The sequence below is a fragment of the Pseudomonas sp. IT-196MI5 genome (assembly GCF_949767415.1).
In the GTDB taxonomy this organism is placed as follows: domain Bacteria; phylum Pseudomonadota; class Gammaproteobacteria; order Pseudomonadales; family Pseudomonadaceae; genus Aquipseudomonas.
This window is the reverse complement of record NZ_CATKPZ010000011.1, coordinates 572,022-588,424: the sequence shown is the minus strand read 5'-3', so window position 1 is coordinate 588,424 and position 16,403 is coordinate 572,022. Positions and strand designations below refer to the sequence as shown.

At 59.6% G+C, this 16,403-nt stretch carries 20 protein-coding genes; 11 read left to right on the top strand and 9 right to left on the bottom strand.

All coding sequences use genetic code 11. The features are described from left to right. The 8 genes from ptsN to ACM6IK_RS10210 all read right to left on the bottom strand — a co-directional run bounded on the left by ptsN (window position 1) and on the right by ACM6IK_RS10210 (window position 5,940). A complete protein-coding gene (gene ptsN, locus ACM6IK_RS10245) occupies window positions 1-465 on the bottom strand; it encodes a PTS IIA-like nitrogen regulatory protein PtsN (protein WP_414874206.1) in 465 nt (154 codons plus the stop codon). A gap of 12 nt (window positions 466-477) precedes the next feature. Then, window positions 478-786 carry a ribosome hibernation-promoting factor, HPF/YfiA family gene (hpf, locus tag ACM6IK_RS10240; RefSeq protein WP_007941242.1) on the bottom strand — a complete coding sequence of 103 codons (309 nt, stop codon included), beginning with the start codon at window positions 784-786 and terminating at the stop codon, window positions 478-480. 74 nt (window positions 787-860) lie between these two features. Further along, complete coding sequence (locus ACM6IK_RS10235) at window positions 861-2,354, bottom strand: RNA polymerase factor sigma-54 (protein WP_414874205.1); 1,494 nt, start codon at window positions 2,352-2,354, stop codon at window positions 861-863. Between the two features lie 247 nt (window positions 2,355-2,601). Next, on the bottom strand, window positions 2,602-3,327 hold the full coding sequence (gene lptB, locus ACM6IK_RS10230) for an LPS export ABC transporter ATP-binding protein (RefSeq protein WP_008054366.1): 726 nt from the start codon (window positions 3,325-3,327) through the stop codon (window positions 2,602-2,604). After that, complete coding sequence (lptA, locus tag ACM6IK_RS10225) at window positions 3,327-3,875, bottom strand: lipopolysaccharide transport periplasmic protein LptA (RefSeq protein ID WP_414874204.1); 549 nt, start codon at window positions 3,873-3,875, stop codon at window positions 3,327-3,329. Before lptA ends, lptB begins: the two co-directional genes overlap by 1 nt. Continuing rightward, window positions 3,862-4,434, bottom strand: coding sequence for an LPS export ABC transporter periplasmic protein LptC (lptC, locus tag ACM6IK_RS10220; RefSeq protein WP_414874203.1), 573 nt, complete (start codon window positions 4,432-4,434; stop codon window positions 3,862-3,864). The genes lptA and lptC overlap by 14 nt, the downstream gene beginning before the upstream one ends. 7 nt (window positions 4,435-4,441) lie before the next feature. Next, window positions 4,442-4,966, bottom strand: coding sequence for a KdsC family phosphatase (locus tag ACM6IK_RS10215; protein WP_414874202.1), 525 nt, complete (start codon window positions 4,964-4,966; stop codon window positions 4,442-4,444). Further along, window positions 4,966-5,940, bottom strand: a complete 975-nt coding sequence (locus ACM6IK_RS10210; protein ID WP_414874201.1) for a KpsF/GutQ family sugar-phosphate isomerase — start codon at window positions 5,938-5,940, stop codon at window positions 4,966-4,968. The genes ACM6IK_RS10215 and ACM6IK_RS10210 overlap by 1 nt, the downstream gene beginning before the upstream one ends. Window positions 5,941-6,216: 276 nt before the next feature. Between ACM6IK_RS10210 and ACM6IK_RS10205 the strand changes: the two genes are divergently transcribed. The 10 genes from ACM6IK_RS10205 to hisC all read left to right on the top strand — a co-directional run bounded on the left by ACM6IK_RS10205 (window position 6,217) and on the right by hisC (window position 14,166). Further along, window positions 6,217-7,026, top strand: a complete 810-nt coding sequence (locus ACM6IK_RS10205) for an ATP-binding cassette domain-containing protein (protein ID WP_108218207.1) — start codon at window positions 6,217-6,219, stop codon at window positions 7,024-7,026. Then, entirely contained in the window at window positions 7,026-7,823 is a 798-nt protein-coding gene (gene mlaE / locus ACM6IK_RS10200) for a lipid asymmetry maintenance ABC transporter permease subunit MlaE (RefSeq protein WP_223546373.1), read from the top strand. Before ACM6IK_RS10205 ends, mlaE begins: the two co-directional genes overlap by 1 nt. Beyond that, a complete protein-coding gene (gene mlaD / locus ACM6IK_RS10195; protein ID WP_056728368.1) occupies window positions 7,823-8,290 on the top strand; it encodes an outer membrane lipid asymmetry maintenance protein MlaD in 468 nt (155 codons plus the stop codon). Before mlaE ends, mlaD begins: the two co-directional genes overlap by 1 nt. A gap of 11 nt (window positions 8,291-8,301) precedes the next feature. Further along, a complete protein-coding gene (locus ACM6IK_RS10190) occupies window positions 8,302-8,955 on the top strand; it encodes an MlaC/ttg2D family ABC transporter substrate-binding protein (RefSeq protein WP_414874200.1) in 654 nt (217 codons plus the stop codon). Next, entirely contained in the window at window positions 8,952-9,257 is a 306-nt protein-coding gene (locus tag ACM6IK_RS10185; protein ID WP_414874199.1) for an STAS domain-containing protein, read from the top strand. Before ACM6IK_RS10190 ends, ACM6IK_RS10185 begins: the two co-directional genes overlap by 4 nt. A 114-nt stretch (window positions 9,258-9,371) precedes the next feature. Then, window positions 9,372-9,611 carry a BolA family protein gene (locus ACM6IK_RS10180; protein WP_414874198.1) on the top strand — a complete coding sequence of 80 codons (240 nt, stop codon included), beginning with the start codon at window positions 9,372-9,374 and terminating at the stop codon, window positions 9,609-9,611. A gap of 22 nt (window positions 9,612-9,633) precedes the next feature. Beyond that, window positions 9,634-10,899, top strand: a complete 1,266-nt coding sequence (gene murA / locus ACM6IK_RS10175; protein ID WP_218429300.1) for a UDP-N-acetylglucosamine 1-carboxyvinyltransferase — start codon at window positions 9,634-9,636, stop codon at window positions 10,897-10,899. Window positions 10,900-11,024: 125 nt separating this feature from the next. Continuing rightward, window positions 11,025-11,660: an ATP phosphoribosyltransferase gene (hisG, locus tag ACM6IK_RS10170; protein ID WP_223546405.1), complete on the top strand. Its 636-nt coding sequence runs from the start codon at window positions 11,025-11,027 to the stop codon at window positions 11,658-11,660. Window positions 11,661-11,785: 125 nt separating this feature from the next. Beyond that, entirely contained in the window at window positions 11,786-13,111 is a 1,326-nt protein-coding gene (gene hisD / locus ACM6IK_RS10165) for a histidinol dehydrogenase (RefSeq protein WP_414874197.1), read from the top strand. Window positions 13,112-13,113: 2 nt separating this feature from the next. After that, entirely contained in the window at window positions 13,114-14,166 is a 1,053-nt protein-coding gene (hisC, locus tag ACM6IK_RS10160; protein WP_414874196.1) for a histidinol-phosphate transaminase, read from the top strand. A 116-nt stretch (window positions 14,167-14,282) separates the two neighbouring features. Here the strand turns inward: hisC and algW are convergent, their stop codons facing one another. Then, window positions 14,283-15,443, bottom strand: coding sequence for a Do family serine endopeptidase AlgW (gene algW / locus ACM6IK_RS10155; protein WP_414874195.1), 1,161 nt, complete (start codon window positions 15,441-15,443; stop codon window positions 14,283-14,285). Window positions 15,444-15,546: 103 nt separating this feature from the next. Here algW and ACM6IK_RS10150 point away from each other — a divergent pair, with 103 nt between their 5' ends. Then, the gene (locus tag ACM6IK_RS10150; RefSeq protein WP_414874194.1) at window positions 15,547-16,305 is read left to right on the top strand and encodes a Nif3-like dinuclear metal center hexameric protein; all 759 of its coding nucleotides are present in this window, start codon (window positions 15,547-15,549) and stop codon (window positions 16,303-16,305) included. Window positions 16,306-16,403: the final 98 nt, after the last annotated feature.

Below are 16,403 nucleotides of genomic sequence, written 5' to 3'. Positions count from 1 at the left end.
TTACTGACCGTTTTGCTCGTCCAGGACAACCTGATACAGGGCTTCGTTGCTTGCAGCATGACGCAGTTTATCGCGAACTTCCTTGCGGTCGAGCATGCTGGCGATCTGTCGCAGCAGCTCAAGGTGCGCATCGGTGGCAGCCTCCGGGACCAGCAATACGAACAGCAGGTCAACCGGCGCGCCGTCGATGGCGTCGAAGTCGATAGGGGCGTCCAGGTGCATCAATGCACTGATGGGCGAAACACAGCCCTTGAGACGGCAGTGCGGAATAGCGATGCCGTTGCCAAAACCGGTGGAGCCGAGTTTTTCACGGGCAATCAGCGCCTCGAAGACATCTTGCATCTCCAGGGCCGGCACTTCGCGGGCGATCAGATTGGCAATTTGTTCGAGGGCTTTCTTTTTACTGCCTCCCGGCACGTTCACCAGGGAACGGCCGGGGGTCAGGATACTTTCAAGTCGGATCATGGGTTGGGAGTGTTAACGACCGGTTGCGCCCTGAAGGAGGCTCTGGGTCTTTTCCTTATGCTTTTTGAGTTGTTTATCCAGCTTGTCGGTGAGTGCGTCGATCGCGGCGTACATGTCGGTATGTTCCGCGTTGGCGACCACTTCATTCCCGGGAATATGCAGCGTGGCTTCGATTTTCTGCTTCAGTTTTTCGACGGTCATCGTGACCTGCACATTAGTGATCTTGTCGAAATGTCGCTCCAATCGTTCGAGTTTTTCGCCGATGTAGGTGCGAAGAGGTTCGGTCACTTCCAGTTGGTGTCCACTGATGTTGACTTGCATACAGCTTCTCCTTCGTTGCCAGTGCATAAAGCGGCAGATCAGATGATCTGCCACTGGAACGCTGTGGCGTGGCCCTACATCAACCGCTTGCGTTCGCTCGAAGGCGCGATCCCGAGGGATTCGCGGTACTTGGCGACGGTGCGGCGAGCCACCTGAATGCCTTGTGCCTCCAGTAAACCAGCGATCTTGCTGTCACTCAATGGCTTTTTCTGATTTTCCGCGGCAACCAGTTTTTTGATGATCGCGCGGATTGCCGTGGACGAGCATTCGCCGCCTTCGGAGGTGCTGACGTGACTGGAGAAAAAGTACTTCAGTTCGTAAATGCCCCGGGGGGTGTGCATGAACTTCTGGGTGGTCACCCGTGAAATCGTCGACTCATGCATGCCGACCGCTTCGGCGATGTCATGCAGGACCAGCGGCTTCATGGCTTCGTCGCCATATTCGAGGAAACCACGCTGATGCTCGACGATCTGGGTGGCAACCTTCATCAGGGTTTCATTGCGGCTTTGCAGGCTCTTGATGAACCAGCGGGCCTCCTGCAACTGATTGCGCATGAACGTGTTGTCGGCGCTGGTGTCGGCGCGACGCACGAAGCCGGCGTACTGGGCGTTGACCCGCAGCCGTGGCACCGACTCCTGATTCAGCTCCACCAGCCAGCGCTCGTTGTCCTTGCGCACGATAACGTCAGGAACGACATACTCGGCTTCGGTGGACTCGATCTGTGAACCCGGGCGCGGATTGAGGCTCTGGACCAGCTCGATGACCTGGCGTAGTTCATCTTCCTTGAGCTTCATGCGGCGCATCAGCTGGCTATAGTCGCGGCTGCCAAGCAAGTCGATGTAATCGGTGACCAGGCGCTTGGCCTCGGCCAGCCAAGGGGTCTTGGCAGGTAGCTGGCGCAATTGCAGCAGCAGGCATTCGCCCAGGTTGCGGGCGCCGATGCCGGCGGGCTCGAATTGCTGGATGCGGTGCAGGACCGCTTCGATTTCGTCCAGTTCGATGTCCAGTTCCGGATCGAAGGCGTCGAGGATTTCCTCGAGGGTTTCGTCCAGGTAGCCCTGGTTGTTGATGCAGTCGATCAGGGTCACGGCGATCAGGCGATCGGTGTCGGACATCGGGGCCAGGTTCAGTTGCCACAGCAAGTGGCTTTGCAGGCTTTCGCCGGCCGAGGTGCGGGTGGTGAAGTCCCACTCGTCGTCGTCATTGCTGGGCAGACTGCTGGCGCTGGTTTGGTAAACGTCTTCCCACGCGGTGTCGACGGGGAGTTCGTTGGGGATGCGCTCGTTCCAGTCACCCTCGTCGAGGTTATCAACCGTCGGGGCGCTTTCCTGGTAGGAAGGTTCCTGGATGTCGGTGTTGGGCTTCTGTTCGGCGTTGTCGGCCAAGGGGTCGGTGTTATCGAAGTCGTCGCCTTCTTCCTGGCGTTCGAGCATCGGATTGGACTCCAGGGCCTCCTGGATTTCCTGTTGCAGGTCCAGGGTCGACAATTGGAGCAGGCGGATAGCCTGTTGCAGCTGCGGTGTCATCGTCAGCTGCTGGCCCATTCTCAAGACTAGCGATGGTTTCATGGCAGGGGCTTAACACCTTATTCGCCGGCGCACACGCGCCATCCACTACAGGGCGCCGGGGCGCCAAACTTAAGCAAATTATATGCCTGAAACCGAAGGGTTTGCCTAGAGCGCTGTAACAATAAAAAACTATAAAGCTGTGTTGCCGCGCTGTGTTTTGTTGAAAGGCTGACCTGGTTGTCGGCACGCAGGTGCTGGTGAGTGGCCGGTCAGGTGCCCGGGCAACTGCCTGGGCACGGCTCAGCGCTTACAGGCGGAACTCATGGCCCAGATACACTTCCTTGACCAGGTCATTGGCCAGGATGGTCTCTGCGTCGCCTTCGGCGATCAGTTGGCCGTCGTTGACGATATAGGCGGTTTCACAGATATCCAGGGTTTCACGAACGTTGTGGTCAGTGATCAGCACGCCAATGCCTTTGGCCTTGAGGTGGTGAATGATCTGCTTGATGTCCCCGACCGAAATCGGGTCCACGCCGGCGAAGGGTTCGTCGAGGAGGATGAATTTCGGGTTGGTGGCCAGGGCCCGGGCGATTTCTACGCGACGGCGCTCACCACCAGACAGGCTCATGCCGAGGTTGTCGCGGATGTGGCTGATGTGGAATTCCTGCAGCAGGCTTTCCAGTTCCTTGCGACGACCGGCCTTGTCGAGTTCCTTGCGGGTCTCGAGGATGGCCATGATGTTGTCGGCCACCGACAGTTTGCGGAAAATCGATGCTTCTTGCGGCAGGTAGCCGATACCGGCCTTTGCGCGACCGTGCATCGGCTGGTGGCTGACGTCCAGGTCATCGATCAGGACGCGGCCCTGGTCGGCTTGCACCAGGCCGACGATCATGTAGAAGCAGGTGGTCTTGCCTGCGCCGTTCGGGCCAAGCAGGCCGACGATCTGACCGCTGTCGATGGACAGGCTGACGTCGCGCACGACCTGGCGGCTCTTGTAGCTCTTGGCCAGATGCTGAGCTTTCAGAGTTGCCATTACTGGGCCTTTTTCTCGTCGGTTTTCTTCTTCGGCTGGATCACCATGTCGATACGCGGACGCGACTCGGTCACCTTGCTGCCGGTGGCGCGACCGGCGCTGGCCAGCTTCTTCTCGGTGTCGTAGACGATTTTCTCACCTTGGGTGGTGTTGTTGTCCTTGTCGATGACTTTTGCCTTGTCGATCAGCACAACGCGATTTTGCGTTGCGTGGTACTGGATGGTCACACCCCAGCCCTGGACGGGTTTGGTGTCGCCCGCCGTTTGCAATTGCTCGAAGTAGGCCAGGTTGCCCACCGAGGTAACCACGTCGATGTCGCCATTCGGGGTGCGGGTCATGGTCACCTTGTTGCCGGTAACCTTCATCGTACCTTGGGTAATGATCACGTCACCGGTATAGGTGGCAATACCTTGCTTGTCGTCCAGTTGGGCATCGTCGGCCTGAATGCGGATAGGCTGCTGTTGATCTTCCGGCAGAGCCCAGGCGCTCACGCTTCCCAGTGCTGCGCCCAGACTGAGCAAAATCGGGAGGGTTTTAACGAGCCTCATACTGTCCTCTTACGTTCGATAGCAGGTGTATCCTGCTTTCTTTCAAATACGCCTTCATTCCCTTGCCAGTCGATACACCGCCAGCGCCGTCGATTCTAACGTCTTGCTCGGTCTGCGCATATTGCTGCTGCGGGAACACGGTCATGCGGGTGCTGGTGATCAGGGTTTTACGGTTTTTCTCGTCGAAGCGCGTGATACGCACGTCATCGATCAGTTCGACCTGCGTGCCGTCAGGGTTGACCTCGCCGTGCAGGCTCTGGACGTGCCACGGGAATTCAGTGCCGCGGAATACGTTCAGGTCGGGGTTGGTCAGTAATGTCACCTCGGTGGCTTTCAGGTGCTCGACCTTGTCCGACACCAGATCATATTGCAGCTTGCCGTCCGGCAGGTACTGCACGCTGTGGGCGTTGATGGCGTAATAGTCGATCGTGCTTTCATCGATCGGCGTTACCGGCTTGTCGAGGAAGCGTTCAGGGCTGATGTTCCAGTAGCCTACCGCGGCGAATATCGCCGCGATGAAACTGAACATCAGGGTGTTACGAAACTTTTTGCTCAGCATATTGGGCTCACAGGTACGCAGAATTGGCCGCATCGAGGCGGTCCTGGGCACGCAGGATCAGTTCGCAGAATTCGCGAGCGGCACCTTCACCACCACGGGCGAGGGTGATGCCGTGAGCGTGTTCACGCACGAAGCTGGCGGCATTGGCCACTGCCATGCCCAAGCCGACGCGGCGAATCACCGGCAGGTCCGGCAGGTCGTCGCCGAGGTAGGCCACCTGTTCGTAGCTCAGGTTGAGTTGGGCCAGCAGTTCGTCGAGTACCACCAGTTTGTCCTCGCGTCCCTGGTACAGATGCGGGATGCCGAGGTTCCTGGCTCGCCGTTCCACCACCGGGGTCTTGCGGCCGCTGATGATGGCGGTCTGCACGCCAGCGGCCATCAGCATCTTGATGCCCTGGCCGTCGAGTGTGTTGAACGTCTTGAATTCGCTGCCGTCTTCGAGGAAGTACAGGCGGCCATCGGTCAACACGCCATCGACATCGAACACCGCCAGTTTGATCTGTTTGCCGCGTTGCAACAGGTCCGCACTCATTACATTACTCCTGCACGCAGCAAGTCGTGCATGTTCAGGGCGCCAACCGGGCGGTCTTCGCTGTCGACCACGACCAATGCGTTGATTTTATGATCTTCCATGATTTTCAGCGCTTCGGCGGCGAGCATTTCGGCGCGCGCGGTCTTGCCATGGGCCGTCATGACCTGGTCGATGATGGCGTTGTGGATATCGATACTGTGGTCCAGCGTGCGGCGCAAATCGCCGTCGGTGAAGATTCCGGCCAGTTTGCCGTCGGCTTCCAGAATGACGGTCATGCCCAGGCCCTTGCGGGTCATTTCCATCAGGGCATCCTTGAGCAGGGTGCCGCGCTGGACCTGCGGCAGTTCCTGGCCTGCGTGCATGACATTTTCCACTTTCAGCAGCAGGCGTCGGCCGAGGGCGCCGCCTGGATGGGAAAAGGCGAAGTCTTCAGCGGTAAAGCCACGGGCTTCCAGCAATGCGACTGCCAGGGCGTCGCCCATGACCAGGGCGGCGGTGGTCGACGAGGTCGGTGCCAGGTTCAGCGGGCAGGCTTCGTGCTCGACGTGAACATTCAGGTTGACCTCGGCGGCCTTGGCCAGCGCGGAGTCAGGATTGCCGGTCACGCTGATCAATTGAATGCCCAGGCGCTTGATCAGCGGCAGCAGGGTCACGATTTCATTGGTGGAGCCGGAGTTCGAGAGCGCCAGAATGATGTCGTCGCGGGTAATCATGCCCATGTCGCCGTGGCTGGCTTCAGCCGGGTGCACAAAAAATGCCGTGGTGCCGGTGCTGGCCAGGGTCGCGGCAATCTTGTTGCCGATGTGCCCCGACTTGCCCATGCCGACCACGACTACGCGGCCTTTGCTGGCCAGAATCATCTCGCAAGCGCGTACGAAATCAGCATCGATATGGGGCAGCAGGCCTTGCACGGCTTCTACCTCGAGGCGGATGGTGCGTTGTGCTGATCGAATCAGGTCGCTGGATTGGCTCATGTCAGAAATCGTATAGCCTGATGAAAAGTCGGCGATTATAACGGTAATGATGGAATCCCTCACGCAAGTTCGTCGCGCATTGTCATTACCTGTTACGGGAAACCTTCTAAATGGGGCTTTCAACCGGTCATTCAGTTGAACATGCCCCGGCTTTGGCCTTGGGCGCGCACCCTTTGCAGTGATATAGTTCGCCGCCAGTTCGGCCTGCCCGGGAGGTATGTGCTTTCGTCAGGAAGACAGGCGTCCGAGTGAGAGGCTGCATCGCAAGGAGTTTAGATGAGTGCCGATAACGCCTACGCGGTCGAGCTGAAGGGACTGTCCTTCAAGCGCGGTGCGCGCAGCATTTTCAATAATGTCGATATCCGTATCCCGCGCGGCAAGGTCACCGGCATCATGGGGCCTTCCGGGTGTGGCAAGACCACGCTTTTGCGTCTGATGGGCGCCCAGTTGCGGCCTACCAGGGGCGAAGTCTGGGTCAACGGTCAGAATCTGCCAAAACTGTCGCGCAGCGACCTGTTCGATGCGCGCAAGCATATGGGCGTGCTGTTTCAGAGCGGCGCACTGTTCACTGACCTCGATGTCTTCGAGAATGTCGCCTTTCCGTTGCGGGTCCATACGCAACTGCCGGATGAAATGATCCGCGACATTGTCTTGCTCAAGCTGCAGGCTGTGGGCTTGCGCGGTGCCATCGACCTGATGCCCGACGAGCTTTCCGGCGGCATGAAACGCCGGGTTGCGCTGGCCCGGGCGATTGCGCTTGACCCGCAGATCCTCATGTACGACGAGCCCTTTGTCGGCCAGGACCCCATCGCAATGGGCGTTCTGGTGCGCCTGATTCGTTTGCTCAACGATGCGCTGGGCATCACCAGCATCGTGGTGTCCCACGACCTGGCCGAGACCGCGAGCATTGCCGATTACATTTATGTGGTGGGCGATGGCCAGGTGTTGGGGCAGGGGACGCCGGACGAGTTGATGAATTCGGATGAGCCGCGCATTCGTCAATTCATGACCGGCGAACCCGACGGCCCGGTCCCGTACCACTTTCCAGCGACGGATTACCGCGCAGATCTTCTGGGGAAGCGCTGATGCGCAGAATTTCATTGATAGAACGCGTGCGCCGTTTCGGCCAGGCCGGCATCGATGCGCTGGCGGTGTTCGGGCGTTCGAGCCTGTTCCTGTTCCATGCCTTGCTCGGCCGGGGCGGCATCGGTGGCGCCTTCGGGCTGCTGGTCAAGCAGCTGCATTCGGTGGGCGTGATGTCCCTGGTGATCATCGTGGTCTCCGGGGTGTTCATCGGCATGGTGCTGGCGCTGCAGGGCTTCAACATTCTTTCCAGCTATGGTTCGGAGCAGGCTGTCGGGCAGATGGTGGCGCTGACGCTGCTGCGTGAACTGGGGCCGGTGGTGACTGCCCTGCTGTTCGCCGGGCGCGCGGGTTCGGCGTTGACCGCCGAAATCGGCAACATGAAATCCACCGAGCAGCTGTCCAGCCTGGAAATGATCGGGGTTGACCCGCTCAAGTACATCATCGCGCCACGTTTGTGGGCCGGTTTCATTTCCCTGCCGGTGCTGGCGATGATTTTCAGCGTGGTGGGTATCTGGGGCGGCTCGTGGGTAGCTGTCGACTGGCTGGGAGTCTATGAAGGCTCCTACTGGTCGAATATGCAGAACAGCGTGACGTTCACCGACGATGTGCTCAACGGGATCATCAAAAGTATCGTCTTTGCCTTTGTCGTGACCTGGATCGCCGTATTCCAAGGCTATGACTGCGAACCCACTTCCGAGGGGATCAGTCGTGCCACTACCAAGACCGTTGTATATGCCTCGTTGGCAGTGCTCGGTCTGGACTTTATTCTGACCGCCTTGATGTTTGGAGATTTCTGATGCAAAACCGCACCCTGGAAATCGGTGTCGGCCTTTTCTTGCTGGCTGGCATCCTGGCTTTGCTCTTGTTGGCGTTACGGGTCAGTGGCCTGTCCCCGAGTCCGAGCACCGATACGTATAAACTTTACGCCTACTTCGACAATATCGCCGGTTTGACGGTCAGAGCTAAAGTGACCATGGCCGGTGTGACCATCGGCAAGGTCACGGCCATCGATCTGGATCGCGACAGTTTTACCGGTCGGGTGACCATGCAGCTGGAAAAACGCATCGATAATCTTCCGGCGGACTCTACTGCATCTATCCTGACCGCTGGCCTGTTGGGCGAGAAGTACATCGGTATCAGCGTGGGCGGGGAAGACACCCTGCTCAAGGATGGTGGAACCATCCATGACACGCAGTCATCGCTGGTGCTCGAAGACCTGATCGGTAAATTCCTGCTCAATACCGTTAGCAAAGAAGCTAAATGAGGAACTGTTAAATGATCTCTACCTTGCGACGTGGCCTGTTGGTACTGCTCGCGGCACTGCCGCTGGTAGCCAATGCCGTGGCGGCGCCTTCGGCGCACGATCTGGTACAGGACACCACTAATCGGATGCTGGCCGATCTGGCGGCCAACAAAGAAAAGTACAAGCAGGATCCGCAAGACTTTTATGCGGCGCTGAACACCATCGTCGGCCCGGTCGTGGATGCCGAGGGTATTTCAAAGAGCATCATGACGGTCAAATACTCGAAGAAAGCATCCCCGGCGCAGATGAAGACCTTCGAAGAAAACTTCAAGAAGGGTCTGTTCCAGTTCTATGGTAATGCCTTGCTGGAGTACAACAACCAGGGCATCACCGTTGATCCGGCCAAGGACGAGTCGGGCGACCGTACCAGCGTTGGCATGACCGTCAAGGGCAGCAGCGGCGCGATCTATCCGGTGTCCTACACGCTGGAGAAGATCAACGGCGAGTGGAAACTGCGTAACGTCATCATCAACGGCATCAACATCGGCAAGCTGTTCCGCGATCAGTTCGCCGATGCGATGCAGCGCAATGGCAACGACCTGGACAAGACCATCAATGGTTGGGCCGGGGAAGTCGCCAAGGCCAAGGAAGCCACCGACAAGAAACCAGAGCAGTCAACCCAATGAGTGAGTCGGCAGTCCAGATGGACGAAGCGGGCGAGTTGCGACTCAGTGGCGTGCTGGATTACCGCACCGGTCCTGGCCTGCGCGAGCAGGGCAAGGCGCTGATCAAGGCCAGCAAGGCCGCGGCACTGGTGGTCGATTGCTCGGCAGTGACCAAGTCCAGCAGTATCGGTTTGTCGTTGCTGCTGTGCTTTATCCGCGATGCGCAGGCGGCCGGCAAGGCCCTGAGCATCCGTGGGATGCCGGAAGACATGCGTGAAATCGCTCAGGTCAGCGAAATGACCGAGCTGTTGGCGCACCCCTGACACGCATCTATAAAGAAGCCCCCCGTCCGAGTCCTGCTTGGCGGGGTTCGCAGGCGCGGGGCTTTTTTGTATGATGTCCGACCCGCGCGCACAGGGCGCCGAATGAGGTTGAGCATGCAGGCCAACGAAGTTAAGAGCTTTCTTGAAGGAAAGCTGCCCGGAACGAAAGTAGAAGTCGAGGGCGAAGGCTGCAATTTCCAGCTGAACGTGATTAGCGATGAACTGGCGGCATTGAGCCCGGTCAAGCGTCAGCAGAGCGTCTATGCCCATTTGAACCCATGGATCGCCGATGGCAGCATCCACGCGGTCACTATGAAATTTTTCAGCAGCGCGGCCTGGGCCGAGCGCACCTGAGCCCAAGGGCGTCGAGATTCTTATGGATAAATTGATTATTACCGGTGGCGTTCGTCTTGATGGCGAAATCCGCATCTCCGGGGCAAAGAACTCTGCCCTGCCGATCCTGGCGGCCACCTTGCTGTGCGATGGCCCGGTGACCGTGGCCAACCTGCCGCACCTGCACGACATCACCACCATGATCGAACTGTTCGGTCGCATGGGCATCGAGCCGGTGATCGACGAGAAGCTCAGCGTCGAAATCGACCCGCGCACCATCAAAACCCTGGTCGCGCCGTACGAACTGGTGAAAACCATGCGTGCCTCGATCCTCGTGCTGGGCCCGATGGTTGCCCGTTTCGGTGAAGCCGAAGTCGCCTTGCCTGGCGGTTGCGCCATCGGTTCGCGTCCGGTTGATCTGCACATCCGTGGCCTGGAAGCCATGGGCGCGGTCATTGACGTCGAAGGCGGCTACATCAAGGCCAAGGCTCCTGAAGGCGGCCTGCGCGGTGCGCACTTCTTCTTCGATACCGTCAGCGTGACCGGTACCGAAAACATCATGATGGCCGCAGCATTGGCCAAGGGCCGCAGCGTACTGGCAAACGCCGCACGCGAGCCTGAAGTGGTCGACCTGGCGAACTTCCTGAACGCCATGGGCGCCAAGGTTTCCGGCGCCGGTACCGATACCATCACCATCGATGGCGTCGAGCGTCTGCACACCACCACCTATAAAGTGATGCCCGACCGTATCGAAACCGGCACCTACCTGGTGGCGGCAGCTGTGACCGGTGGCCGCGTGAAGGTCAAGGATACGGATCCGACCATCCTCGAAGCCGTTCTGGAAAAACTCCGGGAGTCCGGTGCCGAAATCAACACCGGCGAAGACTGGATCGAGCTGAACATGCATGGCAAGCGGCCGAAAGCCGTCAACGTGCGGACCGCCCCGTACCCGGCGTTCCCGACCGACATGCAGGCGCAGTTCATCTCCCTTAACGCCATTGCCGAAGGCACCGGTGCTGTGATCGAGACGATCTTCGAAAACCGCTTCATGCACGTCTATGAGCTGCACCGCATGGGCGCCAAGATCCAGGTCGAAGGCAACACGGCCATTGTCACCGGCACCGAAAAACTCAAGGGTGCGCCAGTGATGGCGACTGACCTGCGTGCTTCGGCCAGCCTGGTCATTTCGGCACTGATCGCCGAAGGCGACACCCTCATCGACCGCATCTACCACATCGACCGTGGTTACGAGTGCATCGAAGAGAAACTGCAGATGCTGGGCGCCAAGATCCGTCGCGTTCCGGGCTAGTTCCTGCTGCATGGGCATAAGGACATGCCGTTGAATTGTTGAAGTCGAGCCGGTTTCCGGCTCGATGTGTGTCCGGCGCCATTTGCGACCGGGCATGAGTACCTTGATAAGGACTGACGTTTCCCATGTTGACCATCGCACTGTCCAAGGGCCGCATCCTTGACGACACCCTGCCGCTTCTGGCTGAAGCGGGCATCGTGCCGACCGAGAATCCGGACAAGAGCCGCAAGCTGATCATTCCCACGACTCAGCCTGACGTACGTCTGCTGATCGTGCGCGCCACCGACGTGCCGACCTATGTCGAACATGGTGCCGCGGACCTCGGTGTCGCCGGTAAAGATGTGCTGATGGAGTATGGCGGCCAAGGCCTGTATGAGCCTTTGGACCTGCAAATCGCCCAGTGCAAGCTGATGACCGCCGGCAAAGTCGGCGCGGTCGAGCCCAAGGGCCGTCTGCGCATCGCCACCAAGTTCGTCAACGTCGCCAAGCGCTACTACGCCGAACAGGGCCGTCAGGTCGACATCATCAAGCTCTATGGTTCGATGGAGCTGGCGCCGCTGATCGGTCTGGCGGACAAGATCATCGACGTGGTCGACACCGGCAACACGCTGCGGGCCAATGGCCTGGAACCACAAGATTTCATCGCCGCCATCAGCTCCCGACTGATCGTCAACAAGGCATCGATGAAGATGCAGCACGCCCGTATCCAGGCGTTGATCGACACCCTGCGCAAGGCAGTGGAGTCTCGACACCGCGGCTGATTCACCTGCGCGACGTTAAGTCGCGCCCGTCTATCCGCCTCATAGCCAGAATTCTCAGGTGCCCAAGCGGATGGAGTGCTAGCTTCGGGCGCCTGAGTTTTTGCCATTCCTATGAGGCTCTCGCTATGACCGCACTGACTGCAATTCGCCGACTCAACGCTGCTGACCCGGATTTCGCGCATCATCTGGATCATCTGCTGAGCTGGGAAAGTGTGTCTGACGACTCGGTCAATCAGCGAGTGCTGGACATCATCAAGGCTGTGCGTGAGCGTGGCGACGCGGCACTGGTGGACTTCACCCGGCAGTTCGACGGCCTGGACGTGAAGTCCATGGCCGACCTGATCCTGCCGCGTGAGCGTCTGGAACTGGCGCTCACCCGCATTTCCGTGCCTCAGCGCGAAGCCCTGGAAGTCGCCGCGGCTCGTGTGCGCAGCTACCACGAAAAACAGAAGCAGGACTCCTGGAGCTACACCGAGGCCGACGGTACCGTGCTGGGCCAGAAAGTCACGCCGCTGGACCGCGCCGGTCTGTACGTGCCGGGCGGCAAGGCGTCGTACCCGTCGTCGGTGTTGATGAACGCGATTCCGGCCAAGGTCGCCGGCGTGACCGAAGTGGTCATGGTGGTGCCGACCCCGCGCGGTGAAATCAACGAACTGGTGCTGGCCGCTGCCTGCATCGCCGGCGTCGACCGTGTGTTCACCATCGGTGGCGCTCAGGCCGTTGCGGCATTGGCTTACGGCACCGAAAGCGTGCCGAAGGTCGACAAGGTCGTCGGTCCGGGCAACATCTATGTCGCCACCGCCAAGCGCCATGTGTTTGGCCAGGTCGGTATCGACATGATCGCCGGTCCCTCCGAGATCCTCGTGGTGTGCGACGGCCAGACCGATCCGGACTGGATCGCCATGGATCTTTTCTCCCAGGCCGAGCACGACGAAGACGCCCAGGCCATTCTGGTCAGCCCCGACGCCGAGTTCCTCGACAAGGTCGCCGCCAGCATCGCCAAGCTGATGCCGACCATGGAGCGCGCCGCGATCATTGAAACCTCGATCAATGGCCGCGGTGCACTGATCAAGGTGCGCGACATGGAACAGGCCATCGAAGTGGCCAACCGCATCGCGCCGGAGCACCTCGAATTGTCCGTTGCCGATCCACAAGCCTGGCTGCCGCAAATCCGCCACGCCGGTGCAATCTTCATGGGTCGTCACACCAGCGAAGCCCTGGGTGATTACTGCGCAGGCCCGAACCACGTGTTGCCGACCTCCGGCACTGCGCGTTTCTCCTCGCCGCTGGGTGTGTACGACTTCCAGAAACGTTCGTCGATCATCTTCTGCTCCGAGCAGGGCGCGTCCGAGTTGGGCAAAACCGCTTCCGTGCTGGCCCGTGGGGAGTCGCTGACCGCGCACGCTCGCAGTGCCGAATATCGCATCGTTGACGACAAGCAGGGGAACTGAGCATGAGTAAATTCTGGAGCCCATTCGTCAAGAATCTGGTGCCTTACGTGCCGGGTGAGCAGCCGAAGCTGGCAAAACTGGTGAAGCTCAACACCAACGAAAACCCGTACGGCCCATCGCCAAAAGCCCTTGCGGCGATGCAAACCGAACTCAATGACAACCTGCGTCTGTACCCGGACCCGAACAGCGACCTGCTCAAGCAGGCCGTCGCCAGGTACTACGGCGTGCAAGGCAATCAGGTGTTCCTCGGCAACGGTTCCGATGAAGTGCTGGCGCACATCTTCCACGGTTTGTTACAGCACGATCAGCCGCTGCTGTTCCCGGACATCAGCTACAGCTTCTACCCGGTCTACTGCGGGTTGTACGGCATCAAGTTCGACGCGGTGCCGCTGGACGAGCAGTTCCGGATCAACCCGGCGGACTACGCCAGGCCGAACGGCGGGATTATCTTCCCCAACCCGAACGCACCTACAGGTTGCCTGTTGGCGCTGGAGGCGGTGGAGCGGATTCTCAAGGCCAGCCCGGATTCTGTGGTCGTGGTGGACGAGGCTTACATCGACTTCGGCGGCGAGACGGCAATCACGCTGGTCGATCGTTATCCGAACCTGCTGGTGACCCAGACCCTGTCCAAGTCCCGTTCCCTGGCCGGTCTGCGGGTTGGCCTGGCGGTCGGGCATCCGAACCTGATCGAGGCGCTGGAGCGGATCAAGAACAGCTTCAACTCCTATCCACTGGATCGCATGGCGAACGTTGGCGCTGCCGCGGCGTTCGATGATCGCGAGTATTTCGACAAGACCTGCCGGTTGGTGATCGAGAATCGCGAGAAGGTCGTTGCACAGCTAGAAGAGAAGGGTTTTGAAGTGCTGCCATCGGCGGCAAACTTCATTTTTGCCCGTCACCCCCGGCACGATGCAGCGGGGCTTGCGGCGAAGTTGCGTGAGCAAGGCGTGATTGTCCGGCACTTCAAGCAGGAGCGGATTGCCCAGTTCCTGCGGATCTCCATCGGCACGCCAGAGCAGAATCAGGCGTTGATCGACGGCCTCGGCGACCTGTAATACGTCACTTCCCCCTGTAGGAGCGAGCCTGCTCGCGATGGTGTGTCAGATAAATCAACGGTGACTGACACACCATCGCGAGCAGGCTCGCTCCTACAAAAGGCGGTGTGAGCCGCTTACTCTTCTTCTTTCTCTTTGACCGGTGCCGGTGGCGGACGCAAGCCGACTTCCGCCATCAGCTTGAGCTCCTTGCCGTTGCGCATCACCTCGATCGCGACCTTGTCGGTCGGTTTGATCCGCGCCACCTGATTCATCGAGCGACGGCCATCACCGGCCGGTTCGCCATCGATGGCAAGAATCACATCACCCAGTTGCAGGCCGGCCTTCTGTGCCGGACCGTCGCGGAAAATTCCCGCCACGACAATGCCCGGACGCCCGGACAAGCCGAACGATTCGGCCAATTCCTGGGTCAGCGGCTGCACTTCGATACCCAGCCAGCCACGAATCACCTGGCCGTGCTCGATAATCGACTTCATCACTTCCATCGCCAGCTTCACCGGGATCGCGAAACCAATGCCCTGGGAGCCGCCGGACTTGGAGAAGATCGCCGTGTTGATGCCGGTCAGGTTACCGACGGCATCCACCAGTGCACCGCCGGAGTTGCCGGGGTTGATCGCCGCGTCGGTCTGGATGAAGTCTTCGTAGTTGTTCAGGCCCAATTGGTTACGACCGGTGGCGCTGATGATGCCCATTGTCACGGTCTGGCCGACGCCGAACGGGTTGCCGATGGCCAGCGCGACGTCGCCGATGCGGATGTTGTCGGAACGCCCCACGGTGATAGACGGCAGGTTTTTCAGGTCGATTTTCAGCACCGCGAGGTCAGTCTCCGGGTCGCTGCCAATCACCCGCGCCAGGGTTTCCCGGCCGTCCTTGAGTGCTACCACGATCTGGTCGGCGCCGCTGGTCACGTGGTTGTTGGTCAGGATGTAGCCTTCCGGGCTCATGATCACACCGGAACCGAGGCTCGATTCCATGCGTTTCTGCTTGGGCGAGTTATCACCGAAGAAGCGCCGGAACTGCGGATCTTCGAACAGCGGATGGTTGGGTTTGTTGATGACTTTGGTGGTGTACAGGTTCACCACCGACGGCGCCGCGGTGGTTACCGCGTCGGCATAAGACACCGGGCCCAGCTGCATACTGGTGGTTTGCGGCGCTTGTTGCAGATTGACGTCGAGGCTCGGGAGCCCGACCCACTGCGGGTAACGCTGGATTATCAACAGAGCGACAAGCACGCCGGCCAACAGCGGCCAGCCGGAAAAACGCAGCGCCTTGAGCATTAAGCACTTCCTGAGAGAGTTGCAGGCGGTATGAGACCGCTCATAATGATGCGCATTATACGAGGCCGCACGCGCCTCTGAACGGGATATTTAGGAGTCTTTCATGGCCGTCGCCCTGAGCACCCTGGTCGAAGAAGCCGACCGTTACCTCAACAGCGCTAAAATCGCCGATTACTGCCCCAATGGCCTGCAGGTCGAAGGCCGTCCGCAAGTGATGCGCATTGTCAGTGGCGTCACTGCCAGCCAGGCTTTGCTTGAGGCTGCCGTGGAGGCCAATGCCGACCTGGTGCTGGTGCACCATGGCTACTTCTGGAAGGGTGAGAACCCGTGCATCACCGGCATGAAACAGCGTCGCTTGAAGATTCTGCTCAAGCACGATATCAGCCTGCTGTCCTATCATCTGCCGCTGGATCTGCACCCGGACGTCGGCAATAACGTGCAGCTCGCGCGGCAGCTCGACATCACCGTCGAAGGTCCGCTGGACCCGGATGATCTGAAGATTGTCGGCCTGGTCGGCTCGCTGAATGAGCCGATGATGCCCCGGGATTTCGCCCGCCGCGTCCAGGAAGTCATGGGCCGTGAGCCGCTGTTGATCGAAGGCAGCACCATGATCCGCCGTGTTGGCTGGTGCACCGGTGGTGGCCAGGGTTACATCGATCAGGCCATTCTGGCAGGCGTCGACCTGTACCTCAGCGGCGAGGCTTCCGAGCAAACCTTCCACAGTGCCCGGGAAAACGACGTCAGCTTCATCGCCGCCGGTCACCATGCCACCGAGCGCTACGGCGTCCAGGCGCTGGGGGATTACCTGGCGCGGCGCTTTGCGCTGGAACACATCTTCATCGATTGCCCGAATCCGATCTGACGAAACGCCATCCCTGTAGGAGCGAGCCTGCTCGCGATGAACCTGAGAACACCGCGGGGTGTCAGGCTCCCAGCGTTATCGTTGACGACCATCGCGAG